The organism is Streptomyces sp. NPDC045968 (assembly GCF_056430475.1).
In genome coordinates this window covers 303,588-321,446 of sequence record NZ_JBWKLF010000007.1, presented here as the reverse complement: position 1 = coordinate 321,446, position 17,859 = coordinate 303,588, and the positions used below count along the sequence as shown (strand labels likewise).

At 70.2% G+C, this 17,859-nt stretch carries 13 protein-coding genes; 7 read left to right on the top strand and 6 right to left on the bottom strand.

What is annotated here, in order from left to right; genetic code table 11:
- The first annotated feature begins 49 nt into the window (after window positions 1-49).
- Window positions 50-1,279: a cysteine--1-D-myo-inosityl 2-amino-2-deoxy-alpha-D-glucopyranoside ligase gene (gene mshC / locus AC07FA_RS21980; RefSeq protein ID WP_479077596.1), complete on the top strand. Its 1,230-nt coding sequence runs from the start codon at window positions 50-52 to the stop codon at window positions 1,277-1,279.
- Between the two features lie 125 nt (window positions 1,280-1,404).
- The gene (locus tag AC07FA_RS21975) at window positions 1,405-4,452 is read left to right on the top strand and encodes an NPCBM/NEW2 domain-containing protein (RefSeq protein WP_479077595.1); all 3,048 of its coding nucleotides are present in this window, start codon (window positions 1,405-1,407) and stop codon (window positions 4,450-4,452) included.
- Window positions 4,453-4,523: 71 nt separating this feature from the next.
- On the opposite strand, the gene AC07FA_RS21970 is transcribed toward AC07FA_RS21975, so the two are convergent.
- A complete protein-coding gene (locus tag AC07FA_RS21970; RefSeq protein WP_479077593.1) occupies window positions 4,524-5,609 on the bottom strand; it encodes a PAC2 family protein in 1,086 nt (361 codons plus the stop codon).
- 255 nt (window positions 5,610-5,864) lie between these two features.
- On the opposite strand from AC07FA_RS21970, the gene AC07FA_RS21965 reads away from it, so the two are divergent.
- The 5 genes from AC07FA_RS21965 (at window position 5,865) to AC07FA_RS21945 (ending at window position 11,662) form a co-directional block, all read left to right on the top strand.
- A complete protein-coding gene (locus AC07FA_RS21965) occupies window positions 5,865-7,193 on the top strand; it encodes an L-fuconate dehydratase (RefSeq protein ID WP_479077591.1) in 1,329 nt (442 codons plus the stop codon).
- Complete coding sequence (locus tag AC07FA_RS21960; RefSeq protein ID WP_479077589.1) at window positions 7,190-7,969, top strand: SDR family NAD(P)-dependent oxidoreductase; 780 nt, start codon at window positions 7,190-7,192, stop codon at window positions 7,967-7,969. Before AC07FA_RS21965 ends, AC07FA_RS21960 begins: the two co-directional genes overlap by 4 nt.
- An 89-nt stretch (window positions 7,970-8,058) precedes the next feature.
- Complete coding sequence (locus AC07FA_RS21955) at window positions 8,059-9,099, top strand: sugar ABC transporter substrate-binding protein (RefSeq protein WP_479077587.1); 1,041 nt, start codon at window positions 8,059-8,061, stop codon at window positions 9,097-9,099.
- 2 nt (window positions 9,100-9,101) lie between these two features.
- The gene (locus tag AC07FA_RS21950; RefSeq protein WP_479077586.1) at window positions 9,102-10,625 is read left to right on the top strand and encodes a sugar ABC transporter ATP-binding protein; all 1,524 of its coding nucleotides are present in this window, start codon (window positions 9,102-9,104) and stop codon (window positions 10,623-10,625) included.
- Entirely contained in the window at window positions 10,622-11,662 is a 1,041-nt protein-coding gene (locus tag AC07FA_RS21945) for an ABC transporter permease (RefSeq protein WP_479077584.1), read from the top strand. The genes AC07FA_RS21950 and AC07FA_RS21945 overlap by 4 nt, the downstream gene beginning before the upstream one ends.
- 54 nt (window positions 11,663-11,716) lie before the next feature.
- On the opposite strand, the gene AC07FA_RS21940 is transcribed toward AC07FA_RS21945, so the two are convergent.
- The 5 genes from AC07FA_RS21940 to AC07FA_RS21920 all read right to left on the bottom strand — a co-directional run bounded on the left by AC07FA_RS21940 (window position 11,717) and on the right by AC07FA_RS21920 (window position 17,661).
- Window positions 11,717-12,388, bottom strand: coding sequence for a FadR/GntR family transcriptional regulator (locus tag AC07FA_RS21940; protein ID WP_479077582.1), 672 nt, complete (start codon window positions 12,386-12,388; stop codon window positions 11,717-11,719).
- Between the two features lie 188 nt (window positions 12,389-12,576).
- Entirely contained in the window at window positions 12,577-14,187 is a 1,611-nt protein-coding gene (locus AC07FA_RS21935; protein ID WP_479077581.1) for a glycerol-3-phosphate dehydrogenase/oxidase, read from the bottom strand.
- 6 nt (window positions 14,188-14,193) lie between these two features.
- The gene (gene glpK / locus AC07FA_RS21930) at window positions 14,194-15,744 is read right to left on the bottom strand and encodes a glycerol kinase GlpK (protein ID WP_479077580.1); all 1,551 of its coding nucleotides are present in this window, start codon (window positions 15,742-15,744) and stop codon (window positions 14,194-14,196) included.
- Between the two features lie 55 nt (window positions 15,745-15,799).
- The gene (locus AC07FA_RS21925; RefSeq protein ID WP_479077578.1) at window positions 15,800-16,591 is read right to left on the bottom strand and encodes an MIP/aquaporin family protein; all 792 of its coding nucleotides are present in this window, start codon (window positions 16,589-16,591) and stop codon (window positions 15,800-15,802) included.
- A 305-nt stretch (window positions 16,592-16,896) separates the two neighbouring features.
- Window positions 16,897-17,661, bottom strand: coding sequence for an IclR family transcriptional regulator (locus AC07FA_RS21920; protein ID WP_479077576.1), 765 nt, complete (start codon window positions 17,659-17,661; stop codon window positions 16,897-16,899).
- Window positions 17,662-17,859: the final 198 nt, after the last annotated feature.

The following is a 17,859-nucleotide window of genomic DNA, read 5'->3' as shown; positions in this document are numbered from 1 at the left end:
TTCCCGGTCCGGTTCGTATCCGGAAGCATCGTCCGGTTACGCTCATGACATGCATGCCTGGCCCGCTTCTGAGGTCCCCGCCCTGCCTGGCAAGGGCCGCGACCTTCGGATCCACGACACCGCGACCGGCGGACGGATCACCCTTGACCCCGGTCCCGTCGCCCGCATCTATGTCTGCGGCATCACGCCGTACGACGCGACCCACATGGGTCATGCGGCGACCTACAACGCGTTCGACCTCGTTCAGCGCGTGTGGCTCGACACCAAGCGGCAGGTTCACTACGTCCAGAACGTGACCGACGTGGATGATCCGCTGCTGGAGCGGGCCGTACGCGACGGTCATGACTGGACCGAGCTCGCCGAACGCGAGACGGCCCTCTTCCGGGAGGACATGACCGCCCTTCGCATGCTCCCGCCGCAGCACTACATCGGAGCGGTGGAGGCGATACCCGGCATCGTCCCGCTCGTCGAACGGCTCCGGGACGCGGGCGCCGCCTACGAACTCGAAGGCGACGTGTACTTCTCCGTCGAGGCCGACCCGCACTTCGGCGAGGTCTCCCACCTGGACGCCGAAGCGATGCGCCTGCTCTCCGCCGAGCGCGGCGGCGACCCCGAGCGCCCCGGCAAGAAGAACCCTCTCGACCCGATGCTGTGGATGGCCGCCCGCGAGGGCGAGCCCAGCTGGGACGGTGGCACGCTCGGAGCCGGCCGCCCCGGCTGGCACATCGAGTGCGTCGCCATCGCCCTGGACCACCTCGGCATGGGCTTCGACGTCCAGGGAGGCGGCTCCGACCTCGTCTTCCCGCACCACGAGATGGGCGCCTCGCACGCCCAGGCGCTGACCGGCGAGCACCCGTTCGCCCAGGCGTACGTGCACGCCGGCATGGTCGGCCTGAACGGCGAGAAGATGTCGAAGTCCAAGGGCAACCTGGTCTTCGTCTCGGCGCTGCGCCGCGACGGCGTGGACCCGGCCGCGATCCGGCTGTCCCTGCTCTCGCACCACTACCGGGCCGACTGGGAGTGGACCGACCAGGTGCTGGCCGACGCCGTCGAGCGACTGGGCCGGTGGCGTGCCGCCGTCTCCCGCCCCGACGGGCCGTCCGCCGACGCCCTGGTCGACGAGGTCCGCGAGGCCCTCGCCGACGACCTGGACACCCCGGCCGCACTCGCCGCCGTGGACCGCTGGGCCGCTCTCCAGAGCTCCGGCGGCGGCACGGACGAGGGCGCACCCGGCCTCGTCTCGCGCACCGTCGACGCGCTGCTCGGCGTCGCCCTGTAGCAGCCGGGCGGTGTGACCACCGCGCGATCCGTATCCAAGGACCGGCCTCGGACTTCTTCACGAAGTTCGGGGCCGGTTCCCTTTTGTCCGTGGTCAATTGCTCGAAGTTGCGCTAAAAGCGCTCTATGCAATCATCAACGCGCATCAGAGTGGCGGCAGTCGCCGGTCTGCTCGGGCTGCTCGCGGTCCTCGCGGGTCCGGGCAGCGCCCAGGCCGAGCCGTCCGCACCGGTCGGCACGACCGTCGGTGACGTCACCGGGTTCTCCGCCGACGGGCCCGTCTACCACCTCAAGGCCGGCAAGGCCGAGGCCCGGGTCAGCTTCGTCTCCGCCGGGACCTTCCGTATCGAACTGGCCCCGGACGGCCGCTTCGCCGACCCCACCGGCGACGACATCGTGCTGCCCCAGGGCACCCCGCCTCGGACCAGCTGGACCGACCGCGGCGACCGCTACGAGCTCACCGCTATCGGCGGCGTCACCCTGCGGGCGTACAAGTCGCCCCTGCGGTTCGCGCTGTACCGGGCCGACGGCAGCCAGGTCTGGTCCGAGACCAAGGGGCTGAGCTGGGACGGGGAGAAGACCACCCAGACCCTCTCCCGGGGCGCCGACGAGCAGTTCTACGGCGCCGGGATGCAGAACGGCCGCGGCAACACCTCGCACCGCGGCAAGACCGTCGAGGTCGGCGTCGACTACAACTGGAACGACGGCGGCCACCCCAACTCGGTCCCGTTCTACCTCTCCTCGGCCGGATACGGCGTCTACCGCAACACCTACGCCCCCAACACCTACGCCTTCACCGACCCGGTGACGACGAGCGCGCGCGAACAGCGCTTCGACGCCTACTACTTCGCGGGTGACGCCAAGAACGTCATCGGGCAGTACACGAAGCTCACCGGCAAGCCCTTCCTGCCGCCCGTGTACGGCATGGAGATCGGCGACGCCGACTGCTACCTCCACAACGCCAACCGCGGTGAGCGCCACACCCTGGACGCCCTGAAGGTCGCCGACGGATACGTCGAGAACGACATGCCGAACGGCTGGATGCTCGTCAACGACGGCTACGGCTGCGGTTACGAGGACCTCGCGGAGACCGCCGAGGGCCTCCAGGACCGCGGCATGCAGCTCGGCCTGTGGACCGAGGACGGCATCGACAAGCTCGCCGACCAGGTGAAGGCGGGCCAGCGGGTCGCCAAGCTCGATGTCGCCTGGGTCGGCGAGGGCTACAAGTTCGCCCTGGACGGCTGCAAGGACGCGTACAAGGGCATCGAGGAGAACAGCGACGCCCGCGGCTTCACCTGGGCGCCGGAGAGCTGGTCGGGCGCCCAGCGCTGCGGAGTCCAGTGGTCCGGCGACCAGTCGGGCAGCTGGGAGTACATCCGCTGGCAGATCCCGACCTACGCGGGCGCCACGATGTCCGGGCTCGCGTACACCACGGGTGACGTCGACGGGATCTTCGGCGGCAGCGCCAAGACGTACACCCGGGACCTCCAGTGGAAGATGTTCCTGGGCACGACGATGACCATGGACGGCTGGGCGGCGAACGACAAGCAGCCCTTCCGGTACGGCGAGCCGTACACCTCGATCAACCGCGACTACCTCAAGCTGAAGGAGTCGCTGCTGCCCTACCAGTACTCGTACGCGCACGAGGCGACGAAGACCGGGGTCGGCATGGTCCGCCCGCTCGTCCTGGAGTACCCGGACGATCCGAAGGCGGCGTCGGACGCGGCGAAGTACGAGTTCATGTCCGGTGAGCACTTCCTGGTCGCCCCCGTCTACCAGGACGCCACCGAGCGCGGTTCCATCTATCTGCCGAAGGGCACCTGGACCGACTACTGGAGCGGCCGGACGTACCAGGGGCCGACCACCGTCGACCACTACAGTGCCCCGCTCGACACCCTCCCGCTCTTCGTGAAGGCCGGTGCGGCCGTGCCGATGTGGCCCGGCATCCGCTCGTACAAGGACCGCACGGCGGACTCACCCCTGGCCTGGGACGTCTATCCGCAGGGCAGGTCGTCGTTCACGCTGTACGAGGACGACGGTGTGACCCGGCAGCACCGCGAGGGCAGGTACGCCACGCAGCAGGCCGTCGTCGACGCGCCGAGGAGCGGCGCGGGCGACGTCACCGTACGCATCGGTGAGAGCAGGGGAAGCTTCGCGGGCAAACAGACCAGCCGCCCCTACGAGTTCACCGTGCACACCGGGTCCGCGCCCAGCGCGGTCAAGCTGGCGGGCCAGCTGCCGCGGCTGCGGTCGGCGGCCGCCTTCGAGGCCGCGACGCGGGGCTGGTGGTACGACCAGGACGACCGCGGCGGCGTGGTGAAGATCAAGACCGAGTCCCTGAGCACCGCACGGGAGTTCACGGTCACGCTGGAGAACGCCAGCGCCGTCGGAGGCAAGCGGCCCGGCGCGACGGCCGTCGTCTCCGCGCCGCTCGCCCAGGAGGTGGGCGCGGGAGTCGCCGGCACCGTCTCCGTCGACGTCACGGCGGGCTCCGCGGACCTGACGGACACCTCGGTCACCCTGGACGTCCCGGAGGGCTGGCAGGTCACCCCGGCGGCCACCGTGGCACGGATACCGGCGGGCACCACCCGGCGGGTCGAGGTGGCGGTCACCCCGGCGCGGGACGCCACGGCGGGTGAGGCCCGGCTCACCGCGCTCGCCCGCTACGGATCGGCGGGCGAGTCCCGTACGACGGCGCAGCGCCTCGCCGTCGGCGTCATGCCACCGCCCCCGAGCGGTGCGGCCTGGGCGAGCGACCTCGTCTGGCTGAAGTCGGCCAACGGCTACGGGCCCGCCGAACGCGACCGCTCCAACGGCGAGTCCGGGGCGAGCGACGGGCGCACGCTGACGCTGGCCGGGAAGACGTACGAGAAGGGGATCGGCACCCACGCCGACTCCGACATCGAGGTCTATCTCGGCGGCCGGTGCACCGCGTTCACCGCGGACGCGGGCATCGACGACGAGATCAACGGCTACGGCGAGGTGGCGTTCTCCGTGGAGGCCGACGGCAAGGTGCTGTGGACCTCCCCGAAGGTGACCGGAGCCTCGGCGACGGTACCCGTCGACGTGAGCCTGGACGGAGCACGGCATGTGCGTCTGAAGGTCACGGACACCAATGGTTCCAAGACCGGCGATCACGGCGACTGGGCGGCGGCGAGGTTCAGCTGCGCCTGACCGGACGCCGGACGGCACGAGGGGCGCCGGACGGGTCTGTATCCCGTCCGGCGCCCCTCGCGCCTCACTGCTCAGTCCTCCGAGGTGTGCCCGTCGTCCGCGGACGGGCCCGTGTCCGGGTCCTCCGAGGAGTCCCCGGACGCCTTCCCGGTTTCCCCGCCGGCCGCCGACGGCGGGCGTACGGCCCCGGGGCCGCTCTCGGGCCCGGTCTCCGGACGCGGCGGCCTGGGCGGTCTGGTGCGGCCGCTCGACGTGTCCCGCAGATAGGAGACGTCACCGCTCTCGGTCGCGTGCCCGCCGGGCCCCTGGCCGGGACCGCCGTCACGGCGCCGCAGATAGCGCTCGAACTCCCGGGCGATGGCCTCGCCGGTCGCCTCGGGCAGTTCCGCGGTGTCGCGGGCCTCCTCCAGCGTCTGCACGTACTCGGCGACCTCGCTGTCCTCGGCGGCCAGCTGGTCGACGCCGACCTGCCAGGCGCGGGCGTCCTCGGGCAGTTCGCCCAGCGGAATCCGCAGGCCCAGCAGGTCCTCCAGGCGATTCAGCAAGGCCAGCGTCGCCTTCGGGTTGGGCGGCTGCGACACATAGTGCGGCACCGCCGCCCACAGGCTCACCGCGGGCACTCCCGCGTGTGTGCAGGCTTCCTGGAGGATGCCGACGATGCCCGTCGGGCCCTCGTACCGCGTCTCCTCCAGATCCATCGTCCTGGCCAGATCCGGATCGGACGTCACACCGCTGACCGGCACCGGCCGGGTGTGCGGGGTGTCGCCGAGCAGCGCCCCGAGGATGACGACCATCTCGACGCCCAGCTCATGGGCGAATCCCAGGATCTCGTTGCAGAACGAACGCCAGCGCATCGACGGTTCGATGCCCCGGACGAGGACCAGATCACGCGGCTTGTCCCCGCCGACGCGGACCACGGAGAGACGGGTGGTGGGCCAGGTGATCTTGCGCACCCCGCCGTCCAGCCACACCGTGGGCCGGTTGACCTGGAAGTCGTAGTAGTCCTCGGCGTCGAGCGCCGCGAACACCTCGCCCTTCCATTCCCGGTCCAGATGTCCGACAGCTGTGGAGGCGGCGTCACCGGCGTCGTTCCAGCCCTCGAACGCGGCCACCATGACCGGGTCGACCAGCTCGGGTACCCCCTCGAGCTCGATCACCCAGACCCCCTTCCGAAGTTCCCTTGTGTACGCACCAACCTTACGGCTTCCGGGCTGTCCCACCGCAGTACCCGGGCACGGGCGGGTGAACCTTGGCCGTCGGGGTGCATCACTGGTCACAACAGGGCATCAGCTCCGCGATTCATCCGAGCTGTGCTGACCGAATTCCGTTCGAACGCTGGACTTCGGGCCAAGCGCGGCGCTATACATCGGATGACACGCAAGAGGTCCGATGTTATTCCCCTGGGGGCGCACATGAGTCAGACCGTCACGGATTTCGAGGTTCACGACATCCGGTTTCCCACCTCGGAACAGCTGGACGGCTCGGACGCCATGAACCCCGACCCCGACTACTCCGCCGCCTACGTCGTCCTGCGCACCGGCCACCCCGGCGCCCGTACCGAGGGCCACGGCTTCTGCTTCACCATCGGGCGCGGCAACGAGATCATGGCCGCCGCCATCGAGGCGCTGCGCCCGTACGTGGTCGGCCGCCCGGCCCCGCGTACCGCGGCCGACCTCGGGGCGCTGTACCGGGAGCTCACGCACGACTCCCAACTGCGCTGGCTCGGGCCCGAGAAGGGCGTGATGCACATGGCGGTCGGCGCGGTCGTCAACGCCGCCTGGGACCTCGCGGCGACCGGTGCGGGCCGTCCCGTCTGGCAGTTCCTCGCCGGAATGACACCGGAGGAGCTCGTCTCCCTCGTCGACTTCCGCTACCTCAGCGACGCGCTCACGCCCGAGGAGGCACTCACGATCCTGCGGGCCGCGGAACCGGGCCGCGCCGAGCGCACGGAGATCCTGCTCGCCCAGGGCTATCCCGCGTACACGACCTCCCCCGGCTGGCTGGGGTATGAGGACGACAAGCTGATACGGCTCTCCAAGGAGGCCGTGGCCGACGGCTTCGCCCAGATCAAGCTGAAGGTCGGCGCCGATCTCGGCGACGACGTCCGCAGGATGTCGCTCGCCCGGGAGGCAGTCGGCCCCGACATCCGGATCGCGGTCGACGCCAACCAGCGCTGGGACGTGGCCGACGCGGTGGAGTGGATGAAGGCCCTCGCCCCGTACGACCCGCACTGGATCGAGGAACCCACCAGCCCCGACGACGTACTCGGCCACGCGGCCGTGCGCGCCGGGCAGCCTGTCAAGGTCGCCACCGGCGAACACGTGGCCAACCGTGTCGTGTTCAAACAGCTGCTCCAGGCCGGCGCCGTCGACTTCGTGCAGATCGACGCCGCACGGGTCGCGGGCGTCAACGAGAACCTGGCGATCCTGCTGCTCGCCGCGAAGTACGGCGTCCCGGTCTGCCCGCACGCCGGAGGTGTCGGGCTCTGCGAACTGGTGCAGCACCTCTCGATGTTCGACTACGTGGCGGTCTCCGGGACCTGGGAGGACCGGGTGATCGAGTACGTCGACCATCTCCACGAGCACTTCGCCGACCCCACCGTGATCGAGAACGGCCGGTACATGGCGCCGCGCACGCCGGGGTTCTCCGCCCGGATGCTTCCCGCGTCGATCGCCGGGCACCGCTATCCCGAGGGCCCCGTCTGGCAGGCCCGCCGCACTCCCGAGGAGAACGCCCGATGACCGGTGCACTGGAATTCGACGGCATGTCCGCCCTCGTGACGGGCGGCGCTTCCGGGATCGGGGCCGCCGTGGCCACCCTGCTCCTGGAGCGCGGCGCGAAGGTCGCCGTGCTCGACCGGGAGACCGCGGGGGCGCCCGCCGGCGTACTCGCGCTCAAGGCCGACGTCACCGACGACGCGGCCGTACGGGAAGCGGTCGACCGGGCCGCCGACGAGATGGGCGGCCTGCACACCCTCGTCTCCAACGCGGGCATCGGCTCCATCGGTACGGTCGAGGACAACACGGACGAGGAGTGGACGAGGGTCCTGGACATCAACGTCCTCGGCATGGTCCGCACCGCCCGGCACGCACTGCCGCACCTGCGCCGCGCCGCCGCGGCCCGAGCCGGTGCCGTCTCGATCACCCACACCTGCTCCATAGCCGCCACGGCGGGCCTGCCGCAGCGCGCGCTCTACAGCGCGAGCAAGGGGGCGGTCCTCTCCCTGACCCTCGCCATGGCCGCCGACCACGTCCGCGAAGGCATCCGGGTCAACTGTGTCAACCCCGGCACCGCGGACACCCCGTGGGTCGGCAGACTCCTCGACCGGGCCGACGACCCGGCCGCCGAACGCGCCGCACTCAACGCCCGCCAGCCCCTGGGACGGCTGGTGTCGGCGGACGAGGTGGCGGCGGCGGTCGTCTACCTCGCCGGGCCGTCCGCCGCCTCCGTCACCGGCACCGCACTCGCCGTCGACGGCGGCATGCAGGGCCTGAGACTGCGCCCCGCGACCGACTGAATCCTCACCATCCCCAGCTGAGCCGCAGCACACACCATGCCGGGCCGGCAGCACGACGAGCCGGTACTCCACGAAGGACGGGACCCCTTATGAGAGTGCGTACGACGAGTGCGGCGGCCTGCGCCGTACTGCTGGCCGTGACCGCCCTGGCGGGCTGCAACCGCGAGTCCGCCGACAGCGGGAACGGCGGTGGAAAGGTCGGCATCGATCTGCCGCGCAGCGACAGCGACTTCTGGAACTCCTACCAGCAGTACGTCGAGAAGGGCGTCAAGGCGGGGGAGATCGACGCCCTGCCGCTGACCAACTCGCAGAACGACATCGGCAAGCTCGTCGCCAACGTCCAGACGTTCACCGACCAGGGCGCCAAGGCCGTCGTGATGGCTCCGCAGGACACCGGCGCGATAGCCGAGTCGCTGAACACGCTGAACGAGAAGAAGATCCCGGCCATCAGCGTCGACACCCGCCCCGACAAGGGCGACATCTACATGGTCGTCCGGGCCGACAACAAGGCGTACGGGACCAACGCCTGCACGTACCTCGGTGAGCGGCTGAAGGGCAAGGGCAAGGTCGTCGAATTCCAGGGCGACCTGTCCTCGATCAACGGCCGCGACCGCTCCGAGGCGTTCAAGTCGTGCATGGACAAGGACTTCCCCGGCATCGAGGTCTTCGAGCTGGCCACCGACTGGAAGGGCGATGTGGCCTCCGCCAAACTCCAGTCGACGCTGGCCGCGCACCCCGACATCAACGGCATCTACATGCAGGCCGGCGGTGTGTTCCTCCAGCCAACCCTCGCGCTGCTGGAGCAGAAGAAGCTCCTGAAGCCGGTCGGCGCTCCCGGGCACATCACGATCATCTCCAACGACGGCATCCCGGAGGAGTTCGACGCGATCAGGTCCGGGAAGATCGACGCCACCATCTCCCAGCCCGCGGATCTCTACGCCAAGTACGCGCTGTTCTACGCCGGGGCGGCCCTGGCCGGAAAGACCTTCGAGGAAGGTCCGACCGACCACGACTCCACGATCATCAAGATCCCCGGCGGCCTCGAGGACCAGCTGCCGGCGCCCCTGGTGACCAAGGAGAACGTCGACGACCCGGCGCTCTGGGCCAACCAGCTGGAGAAGAAGAGCTAGCCATGGAACACGCACCTCCACCGGCCGTACAGGCGGCAGGCAACGTCAAACGCTTCGGCCCCACCGTGGCGCTCGACGGCGTGGAACTCGCCGTGCGGCCCGGTGAGTCGCTCGCGCTCGTCGGCCGCAACGGGGCGGGCAAGTCCACCCTCGTCAGCGTCCTCACCGGACTCCACAAGGCGGACGCGGGCACGGTCCGGTTCGGCGGAGAGCCCGCGCCCGCCTTCGGGGACACCATGGCCTGGCAGTCCAAGGTCGCCTGCGTCTACCAGAAGTCCATGGTCGTGCCGGATCTGACCGTCGCCGAGAACCTCTTCCTCAACCGCTTCGACGAGGACGCCCGCTGGATCAGCTGGAGCAAGCTCCGCAGGCGCGCCGGGCAACTGCTCGCCGAGTACGGGGTACAGGTCGACCCCGCCACACGGGCCAGGGACCTGGCCGTCGAACAGCGGCAGTTCGTCGAGATCGCCCGGGCCCTCTCCTTCGGCGCCCGGCTGATCATCCTCGACGAGCCGACCGCCCAGCTCGACGCCCGCGGCATCGGCCGGCTCTTCGGCAGACTGCGCGAACTGCAGAGCCAGGGAGTGGCGTTCCTGTTCATCTCCCACCATCTGCAGGAGGTGTACGAACTCTGCACGGCCGTCACCGTCTACCGCGACGCCCGCCATGTCCTGACCGCGCCGGTCGAGGGCATCGGCAAGGCGGAACTGGTGGCGGCGATGACCGGTGAGCAGGGCGGCGGCGTGGCCGCCTGGCACGCCGCCGGAGCGGGGGAGCGGGTACGGGACGAGTCGGCCGTACCGGTCCTGCGTACCGAACAACTCCACCTGGAGGGCCACTTCGAGCCACTGGACCTCCAGGTGCGGCCCGGTGAGGTCCTCGGCCTCGCGGGATCGGCCGCCAGTGGCAACACCGCGCTCGGCGAGACGCTGGCGGGGATGCGCAGGGCGAGCGGCGGCACCGTCTCCGTACACGGAAAGGCCGTTCGGCCCGGAAGCGTCCCGCACGCCCTGGACGCCGGCATCGGGTACATCCCCGAGGACCGGCACGACCAGGGCCTGGTGCTGGACCGGAGCGTCGCCGAGAACGCCACCCTCACGGTCACCGACCAGCTGGGACCGTGGGGGACCGTGCTGCCCTCCCGCACCCGCCGCTTCGCCCAGTCGATGATCGCCTCGCTGGACATCAAGACCCAGGGGCCCGAGCAGCCCGTCTCCGGACTCTCCGGCGGCAACCAGCAGAAGGTGGTCGTCGCCCGCGCGCTGGCGCGCAATCCCAGCGCGCTGGTCGCGGTCCGGCCCACCGCAGGCGTGGACGTCAAGTCCAAGGACTCGCTGCTCGGAGTGGTCAGGCGGGTCGCCGACGAAGGAAACGCCGCAGTGATCATCTCGGACGAGCTGGACGATCTGCGGATCTGCGACCGGGTGCTCGCCCTGTTCCACGGGCGGGTCGTCGCGACATTCGCCAGCGGGTGGAACGACGGGGAACTCGTCGCCGCCATGGAAGGTGTGGGGGAGAAGGAATGACCGGGACCATACGGCCGGCCACGGCCGACGACATCCTGAGCGGGGCGAAGGAAGGGAACCCGCGCAGCAGGCTCCAGCTGATCCGGTGGAGCGACTTCTCGCTGGTGCCGGTGATCCTGGTCCTGATGGTGATCGGCTTCATCGTCTCGCCGGTCTTCCTCACCTCCAACAACCTGATCAGCGTCGTCCAGCAGTCCTCCGAACTCAGCCTGCTCGTACTCGGCCAGGCGCTGATCCTCATCTGCGGCCGGATGGACCTGTCCCTGGAGTCGACGATCGGCATCGCGCCGGTGGTCGCCATGTGGCTGGTCCTGCCCGCGGACGGCGGCCGGTTCGCGGGTCTCGAACTCTTCCCGGCCTGGTCCGCGATCCCGCTCTGTCTGCTGGTCGGACTGCTCGTCGGCGTGATCAACGGCTTCCTGATCCTGAAGCTGCGGGTCAACGGCTTCATCGCGACCCTCGGCATGCTCACCATGCTGCGCGGACTCCACATCGGCATCACCGAGGGCAAGTCGATCACGGACGTCCCGGAGTCCTTCCGCTACCTCGGCAAGAGCGAGTGGCTCGGCGCTCCGGCCGCCGTTTGGATCTGCCTGGCGCTGTTCGCGGCCGGCGGCGCGGCGCTGGCGTGGCTGCGGCACGGACGCTCGCTGTACGCCATCGGCGGCAACCCGGAGGCGGCACGGGCGGCCGGTATCCGGGTCGACCGGATCACCTGGATCGTGCTGGCCGTCGGCGGGCTGCTGGCCGCCTTCGCGGGCATCCTCTACACGGGCCACTACGGGTCGGTCGCGGCTACCCAGGGCAACGGCTGGATCTTCCAGGTGTTCGCCGCCGCCGTCATCGGCGGCATCAGCCTCAAGGGCGGGCGCGGCACGCTGTTCGGGGCGCTCACCGGCGTACTGACGCTCCAGCTGGTGGTCAACGTGATGACCCTCGGCGGTGTCCCGGCCCTGTGGAACCAGTTCCTCAACGGCGCGATCATCATCGTCGCCCTGGTCATCTCGCGCTTCGCGAGCGGGGAGAAGCAGGACTGAGCGGGCACCGTGACGGGCCGGGGGCGACACGTCGCGCCCCGGCCCGTACGCAGGTCACAGGGTCGAGCGCAGCCACTGCTCCACGCTCGCCACATGGACGGTCGCCCAGGCCCGCGCCGCCTCCGCGTCCCTGTCCCGCAGCGCGGAGAGGATCGCCCGGTGCTCGTGGAGGGTGCGGCTGACGGCGTCCTCCTGGGTCAGGCCGCGCCACACCCTCGCCCTCGTCGTCGGCCCGGAGAGTCCGTCGAGCAGGGAGCAGAGCACCGAATTGCCGGACGACTGCACGATCCCCCGGTGGAACTCCAGGTCGGCGGCGACCAGTTGCTCCACCGACGGCTCGCCGCCCAGGGCGTCCAGCTGCGCCCCGAGCAGATCCAGCTGGGCCTCGCTGATCCGCGCGGCGGCCATCGCGGTGGCGGCCGGCTCCAGGATGCGGCGCACGGCGAGGAACTCCAGCACGGTGTCGTCGCGGTGGAAGTCCACCACGAAACTCATCGCTTCCAGGAGCAGTTGGGGGTCCAGGCTGGTGACGTACGTGCCGTCGCCCTGCCGTACGTCGAGGATGCGGATCAGCGACAGGGCGCGTACCGCCTCGCGGAGCGAGTTGCGGGACAGTCCGAGCTCCGCGGCGAGCTCGCTCTCCTTGGGGAGCCGGTCGCCGGGCCTCAGGGCACCGGAGACGATCATCTCCTTGATCTTCTCGATCGCCTCGTCGGTGACAGCCATGACGGTCCTCCTGGATTTCGGACTGGAATCAGACATCCGATGTCTCCGCCCATTATGAGGGTCCGCGCACCCCGTCGAGCAGCCTCCCGCCGCAGGTTGTGCCGCTGACCACAGGGAAAGGCCGACGGATGCGGACATACGGACGGGGGCGGCTTCCGTCCGGAAGCCGCCCCCGCGCACGCCGTGCGTCAGTCCCTCTCGGCGAGCAGACCCTCCACCTGGGTCCGGATGCCGTCCGTCGCCAGCCCGCGGATCGTCAGCGTCGTACGGCGGCGCAGCACGTCGTCCGCCGTCTCGGCCCACTCGTGGTCCCGGGCGTAGACGACCTGCGCCCAGATCTCCGGGGCATCGGGGTGGATGCGCTCGGCGAGGGCCGGGTTCTCGTTGGCGAGCCGCGCGATGTCGAAGGACAGCGAGCCGTAGTGGGTGGCCAGGTGCCTGGCCGTGTCGGCCGCCATCCGCGGACCCGGCGTACCGCCGTCGATCAGCAGCCGGTGCGCGACCGCCTGGGGGTTGGCGATGCCGGGCAGCGGGAGCTTCTTCGGCAGCCGGGCCATCGGCTCCATGTCGTCCGCGAGCGGGTGGCCGGGGAGCGCGGCCAGCTTGTTCATCACCGTACGGCCGATGTGGCGGAAGGTCGTCCACTTGCCGCCCGCGACCGAGAGCATCCCGCCCCGGCCCTCCGTCACGACGGTCTCGCGCTTGGCCTTGGACGTGTCGCCGGGACCGCCCGGCAGCACCCGCAGACCCGCGAAGGAGTACGTGATCAGATCGCGCGACAGCTGCTGGTCGCGGACGGAGAACGCCGCCTCGTCCAGGATCTGCGCGGTGTCCTTCTCGGTCACCGCGACATCCGCCGGGTCGCCCTCGTACTCCTCGTCGGTCGTGCCGAGCAGCAGCATGTCCTCCCACGGGAGCGCGAACGTGATCCGGTACTTGTCGATCGGGGTGGCGAGGGCCGCCTTCCACGGGCGGGTGCGCTTCAGCACCAGGTGCGCGCCCTTGGAGAGGCGTATCGAAGGAGCCGCGTTCGGGTCCTCCATCTTGCGCAGGTGGTCGACCCACGGGCCGGTGGCGTTCAGCACGAGGCGGGCGTTCACGCCGAACTCCGTACCGTCCGCGCTGTCCCGCAGATCGGCGCCCGTGACCCGGCCCCGGGTGAACCGCAGCCCGGTGACCGCGGCGTGGTTGAGGACGGTCGCGCCCGCGTCGACCGCCGCGCGCACGGTCATCAGCGCCATGCGGGCGTCGTTCATCTGGTCGTCGCCGTAGACCGCGACGGCCTTCAGATTGTCCGTACGCAGCTCCGGCACATCGCGCTGCGCCCTCGCCGGGCTGATCACATGGCCGACGCCGTCACCGAACGCGGAGAGCGCGGAGTAGGCGAAGACGCCCGCACCGAGCTTGGCCGCGCCGTGCGGGCCGCCCTTGTAGACCGGCAGGTAGAAGGTGAGCGGATTGGCCAGGTGCGGCGCGACCTGACGCGAGACGGCGCGCCGCTCGAAGTGGTTCTCCGCCACCAGCTTCACCGCGCCGGTCTGCAGGTAGCGCAGACCGCCGTGGAGCAGCTTGGAGGAGGCGGAGGAGGTGGCGCCGGCGAAGTCGCCGGCGTCCACCAGCGCCACCCGCAGTCCGGACTGCGCGGCGTGCCAGGCGGTGGAGATGCCCAGGATGCCGCCGCCGATCACCAGGAGGTCGTACGTCGCCTTGGACAGCTGCTCCCGGGTCTCGGCGCGGCTCGGAAGGGAGCCGGAGGCCGGATGCGTCCCGAGGGCGGGGACGCTCTGCAGGGTGGTCATATCGCTTTACTCCTCGACAGTGTCTTCGTCGAGCCAGCCCATCGAACGTTCGACGGCCTTGAGCCAGCTCTTGTACTCGCGGTCACGGGTGGCCGCGTCCATACGGGGTGTCCACTCGGCGGCCCGGCGCCAGTTGGCGCGCAGCGCGTCGGTGTCCGGCCAGAAGCCGACGGCGAGACCGGCGGCGTAGGCGGCGCCGAGGCAGGTGGTCTCGGCGACCATGGGGCGCACCACCGGCGCGTCCAGGAAGTCGGAGAGGGTCTGCATCAGCAGGTTGTTGGAGGTCATACCGCCGTCGACCTTGAGGGCGGTCAGCTCGACGCCGGAGTCCTTGGTCATGGCGTCGCTGATCTCGCGGGTCTGCCAGGCGGTGGCCTCGAGCACGGCACGGGCGATGTGCGCCTTGGTGACGTAGCGGGTGAGACCGGCGATGACGCCCCGTGCGTCGGGACGCCAGTAGGGGGCGAAGAGGCCGGAGAAGGCGGGTACGAAGTACGCGCCGCCGTTGTCCTCGACCGAGGAGGCCAGGGTCTCGATCTCGGCCGCGGACTTGATCAGACCCATCTGGTCGCGCATCCACTGCACCAGCGAACCGGTGACGGCGATGGAACCTTCGAGCGCGTAGACCGGCTTCTGGTCGCCGATGCGGTATCCGACGGTCGTGAGCAGCCCGTTGTAGGAGTTGACGGGCGTGTGGCCGGTGTTCATCAGCATGAAGGTGCCGGTGCCGTACGTGGACTTGGCCTCGCCCTGCGCGAAACAGGTCTGGCCGAACAGCGCGGCCTGCTGGTCGCCGAGCGCGGAAGCCACCGGGATGCCGTCCAGGACGCCGCCCTTGGCGTGCCCGTAGACCTCGGCGGAGGAGCGGATCTCCGGCAGCACGGCGGCCGGGATGTGCATGGACTGGAGGATCTTCTCGTCCCACTGCATCGAGTGCAGGTTCATCAGGAGGGTGCGCGAGGCGTTGGTGACGTCCGTGACGTGGACGCCGCCGTCGGTGCCTCCGGTCAGGTTCCAGATGACCCAGGAGTCCATGGTCCCGAAGAGGATGTCGCCCCGCTCGGCGCGCTCGCGCAGTCCCTCCACGTTGTCGAGGAGCCAGCGGACCTTGGGGCCGGCGAAGTACGAGGCGAGCGGCAGCCCGGTCTCACGGCGGAAACGGTCCTGCCCGACGTTGCGGCCGAGCTCCTTGCAGAGCGCGTCGGTGCGGGTGTCCTGCCAGACGAGGGCGTTGTGGACGGGCTCACCGGTGTTCTTGTCCCAGAGCAGCGTCGTCTCGCGCTGGTTGGTGATACCGATCGCCTTGACGTCGGCCGAGGTGATGCCCGCCTTCGAGACGGCGCCGGCGACGACCTCCTGGACGTTCGCCCAGATCTCGCTCGCGTCGTGCTCGACCCAGCCCGGCTTCGGGAAAATCTGCTCGTGCTCCTTCTGGTCGACGGAGACGATCCGGCCGTCCTTGTCGAAGACGATGCAGCGGCTGGAGGTGGTGCCCTGGTCGATGGCCGCGATGAACGGCCCGGTGCCGTGGCTCCCGGTGGTGTGTGCGTCGGTCACGGTGTGCTCCCGGAGGTCTGTGTGGTCTGAGGGTTACGGCTCTGAGCGCTGCGGCTCACGCGAAGGCGACGTTGTAGAGCCCGCCGGCGATCGCGCCGCCGATGAGCGGTCCCACAATCGGTACCCAGGCGTAGCCCCAGTCGGACCCGCCCTTGTTCGGCAGCGGCAGCAGCGCGTGCACGATACGCGGACCGAGGTCGCGAACCGGGTTGATTGCGTAACCGGTCGGCCCACCGAGCGAGAGACCGATTCCCACGACGACCAGAGAGGTGATCAGCGCGCCGAGGGTGCCCAGGCCGTTGCCCTCGTTGTTGAGGCCCTGGGTCAGGATCGCCAGGACCAGCACGACCGTGGCGATGACCTCGGAGACGACGTTCTGCACGGCGTTCCGGATCTCCGGGCCCGTGGAGAAGATGCCCAGGACGGGGCCCGCCTTCGGGGCGGCCGACTGGTCGACCATGGCCTCGTCGGAGGGCTGCGCGCGGATGATCTCGGGATCGGTCAGGTGGGCCTGGAACTGCCCGTAGTACACGACCCAGACCAGCACCGCGCCGATCATCGCGCCGAGCAGCTGGGAGGCGAGGTACAGCGGCACATCGGCCCACTCGGTGCCGCCCTGAATGGCGAGGCCGAGCGTCACCGCCGGGTTGAGGTGCGCGCCGGACACGCCGCCGGCCAGATAGGCGCCGGTCAGAACGGCGAAGCCCCACCCGAAGGTGATGGCCAGCCATCCGGCGTTCTGCGCCTTGGAGCGCTTGAGCGTGACGGCGGCACAGACTCCGCCGCCGAGGAGGATGAGAACGGCGGTACCGATGGTCTCGCCGATGAAGATGTCGGAGCTGGACACCCGTGACTCCTTTGTCCTTCGTCCAGGGGAAGGCGAACACCGGGTACCTCCGGTGGTTCGCGCCCAAAGTGGGTATCCACGCTGTGCGGGTACTCACCTCTGCGGGCTGACCGGCCCTTGGCACTGTCATACCCTAACGCTTATTGCCGTCAGGTGTTCGACAATGCCGACCGGTGAACGGCAGTGTTTCTCCCCGGTGAACACAACGTCAAGGGTTGTGGCGCATACGACTCGGTGCGCAGCCCGATCGTTACCGACGGGTCAACGGGGCAGGCCGAGGGACCGGCCGGCGGGACGCGGCGGGATCAGAAGCGTCCGGCGCCCAGATCCCGGGAGACGGCCCGGGCGCAGTCCCGCACGGCCGCGATCAGCTCGGGGCGCAGCTCGCCCTCCGGGCAGACCCGCTCCACCGCGCCCGTGACGGCCACGGCGCCGACGGGCATCCGCCGCCGGTCGTGGATGGGCGCCGCCACCGCGGCCACCCCTTCCCAGGTCTCCTCCACGTCGGAGGCCCAGCCCCGGGCCCTGATGAGATCGAGCAGCGACTCGAAATCCTCCGCGCCGGTCACGGTGCGCGGGGTGAAGATCTGCCGCTCGGCCTCGACGGCCTCGCTGTGCGCCACCGGGTCGTACGCGGAGAGGACCTTGCCCAGGGCCGTGGAGTGCAGCGGCTGCATGGCGCCCACCTCCAGCACCTGGCGGCTGTCGTCGGGCCGGAAGACGTGGTGCACGATGAGGATGCCGTGCTGGTGCAGGACGCCCAGATGGACGCTCTCGCCGCTGGAGCGCGCCAGGTCGTCGGTCCAGACGAGGGCGCGGGCCCGCAGCTCGTGGACGTCCAGATAGCTGTTGCCCAGGCGCAGCAGCTCCGCGCCGAGCTGATAGCGGCCGGACGCCGCGTCCTGCTCGACGAAACCCTCGTGCTGGAGCGTGCGCAGGATGCCGTGCGCGGTGCCCTTGGCCAGCCCCAGTGAGGAAGAGATGTCGGACAGTCCGAGCCGGCGCTCGCCGCCCGCCAGCAGCCGCAGCATCGCTGCCGCCCGCTCCAGCGACTGGATGTTCTTGGCCATCGCGCCGTACTCCTCCATTGTGGTTCGACAATGCTGAACACTATCGGTCGATGTCGACCCATGTCCGGTCGCCCGGAAAGCCTGTCCCTCCGGCACCGGCCGAGCCGCCTCCGCACAGCATGCAGTCCGCCCCGTGGGACACAGTGACGAGCCGTGGCACCTCCCGGCTACCCTGGCCGGGTGCGCCCTCCACAGAAG

Coding starts and splice junctions, on each gene's coding strand:
- AC07FA_RS21920 (WP_479077576.1), bottom strand. CDS start 17,661: ATGGCCAAGAACATCCAGTCGCTGGAGCGGGCGGCAGCGATGCTGCGG.
- mshC (WP_479077596.1), top strand. CDS start 50: ATGCATGCCTGGCCCGCTTCTGAGGTCCCCGCCCTGCCTGGCAAGGGC.
- AC07FA_RS21960 (WP_479077589.1), top strand. CDS start 7,190: ATGACCGGTGCACTGGAATTCGACGGCATGTCCGCCCTCGTGACGGGC.
- AC07FA_RS21935 (WP_479077581.1), bottom strand. CDS start 14,187: ATGACCACCCTGCAGAGCGTCCCCGCCCTCGGGACGCATCCGGCCTCC.
- AC07FA_RS21965 (WP_479077591.1), top strand. CDS start 5,865: ATGAGTCAGACCGTCACGGATTTCGAGGTTCACGACATCCGGTTTCCC.
- AC07FA_RS21950 (WP_479077586.1), top strand. CDS start 9,102: ATGGAACACGCACCTCCACCGGCCGTACAGGCGGCAGGCAACGTCAAA.
- AC07FA_RS21975 (WP_479077595.1), top strand. CDS start 1,405: ATGCAATCATCAACGCGCATCAGAGTGGCGGCAGTCGCCGGTCTGCTC.
- AC07FA_RS21945 (WP_479077584.1), top strand. CDS start 10,622: ATGACCGGGACCATACGGCCGGCCACGGCCGACGACATCCTGAGCGGG.
- AC07FA_RS21955 (WP_479077587.1), top strand. CDS start 8,059: ATGAGAGTGCGTACGACGAGTGCGGCGGCCTGCGCCGTACTGCTGGCC.
- AC07FA_RS21940 (WP_479077582.1), bottom strand. CDS start 12,388: ATGGCTGTCACCGACGAGGCGATCGAGAAGATCAAGGAGATGATCGTC.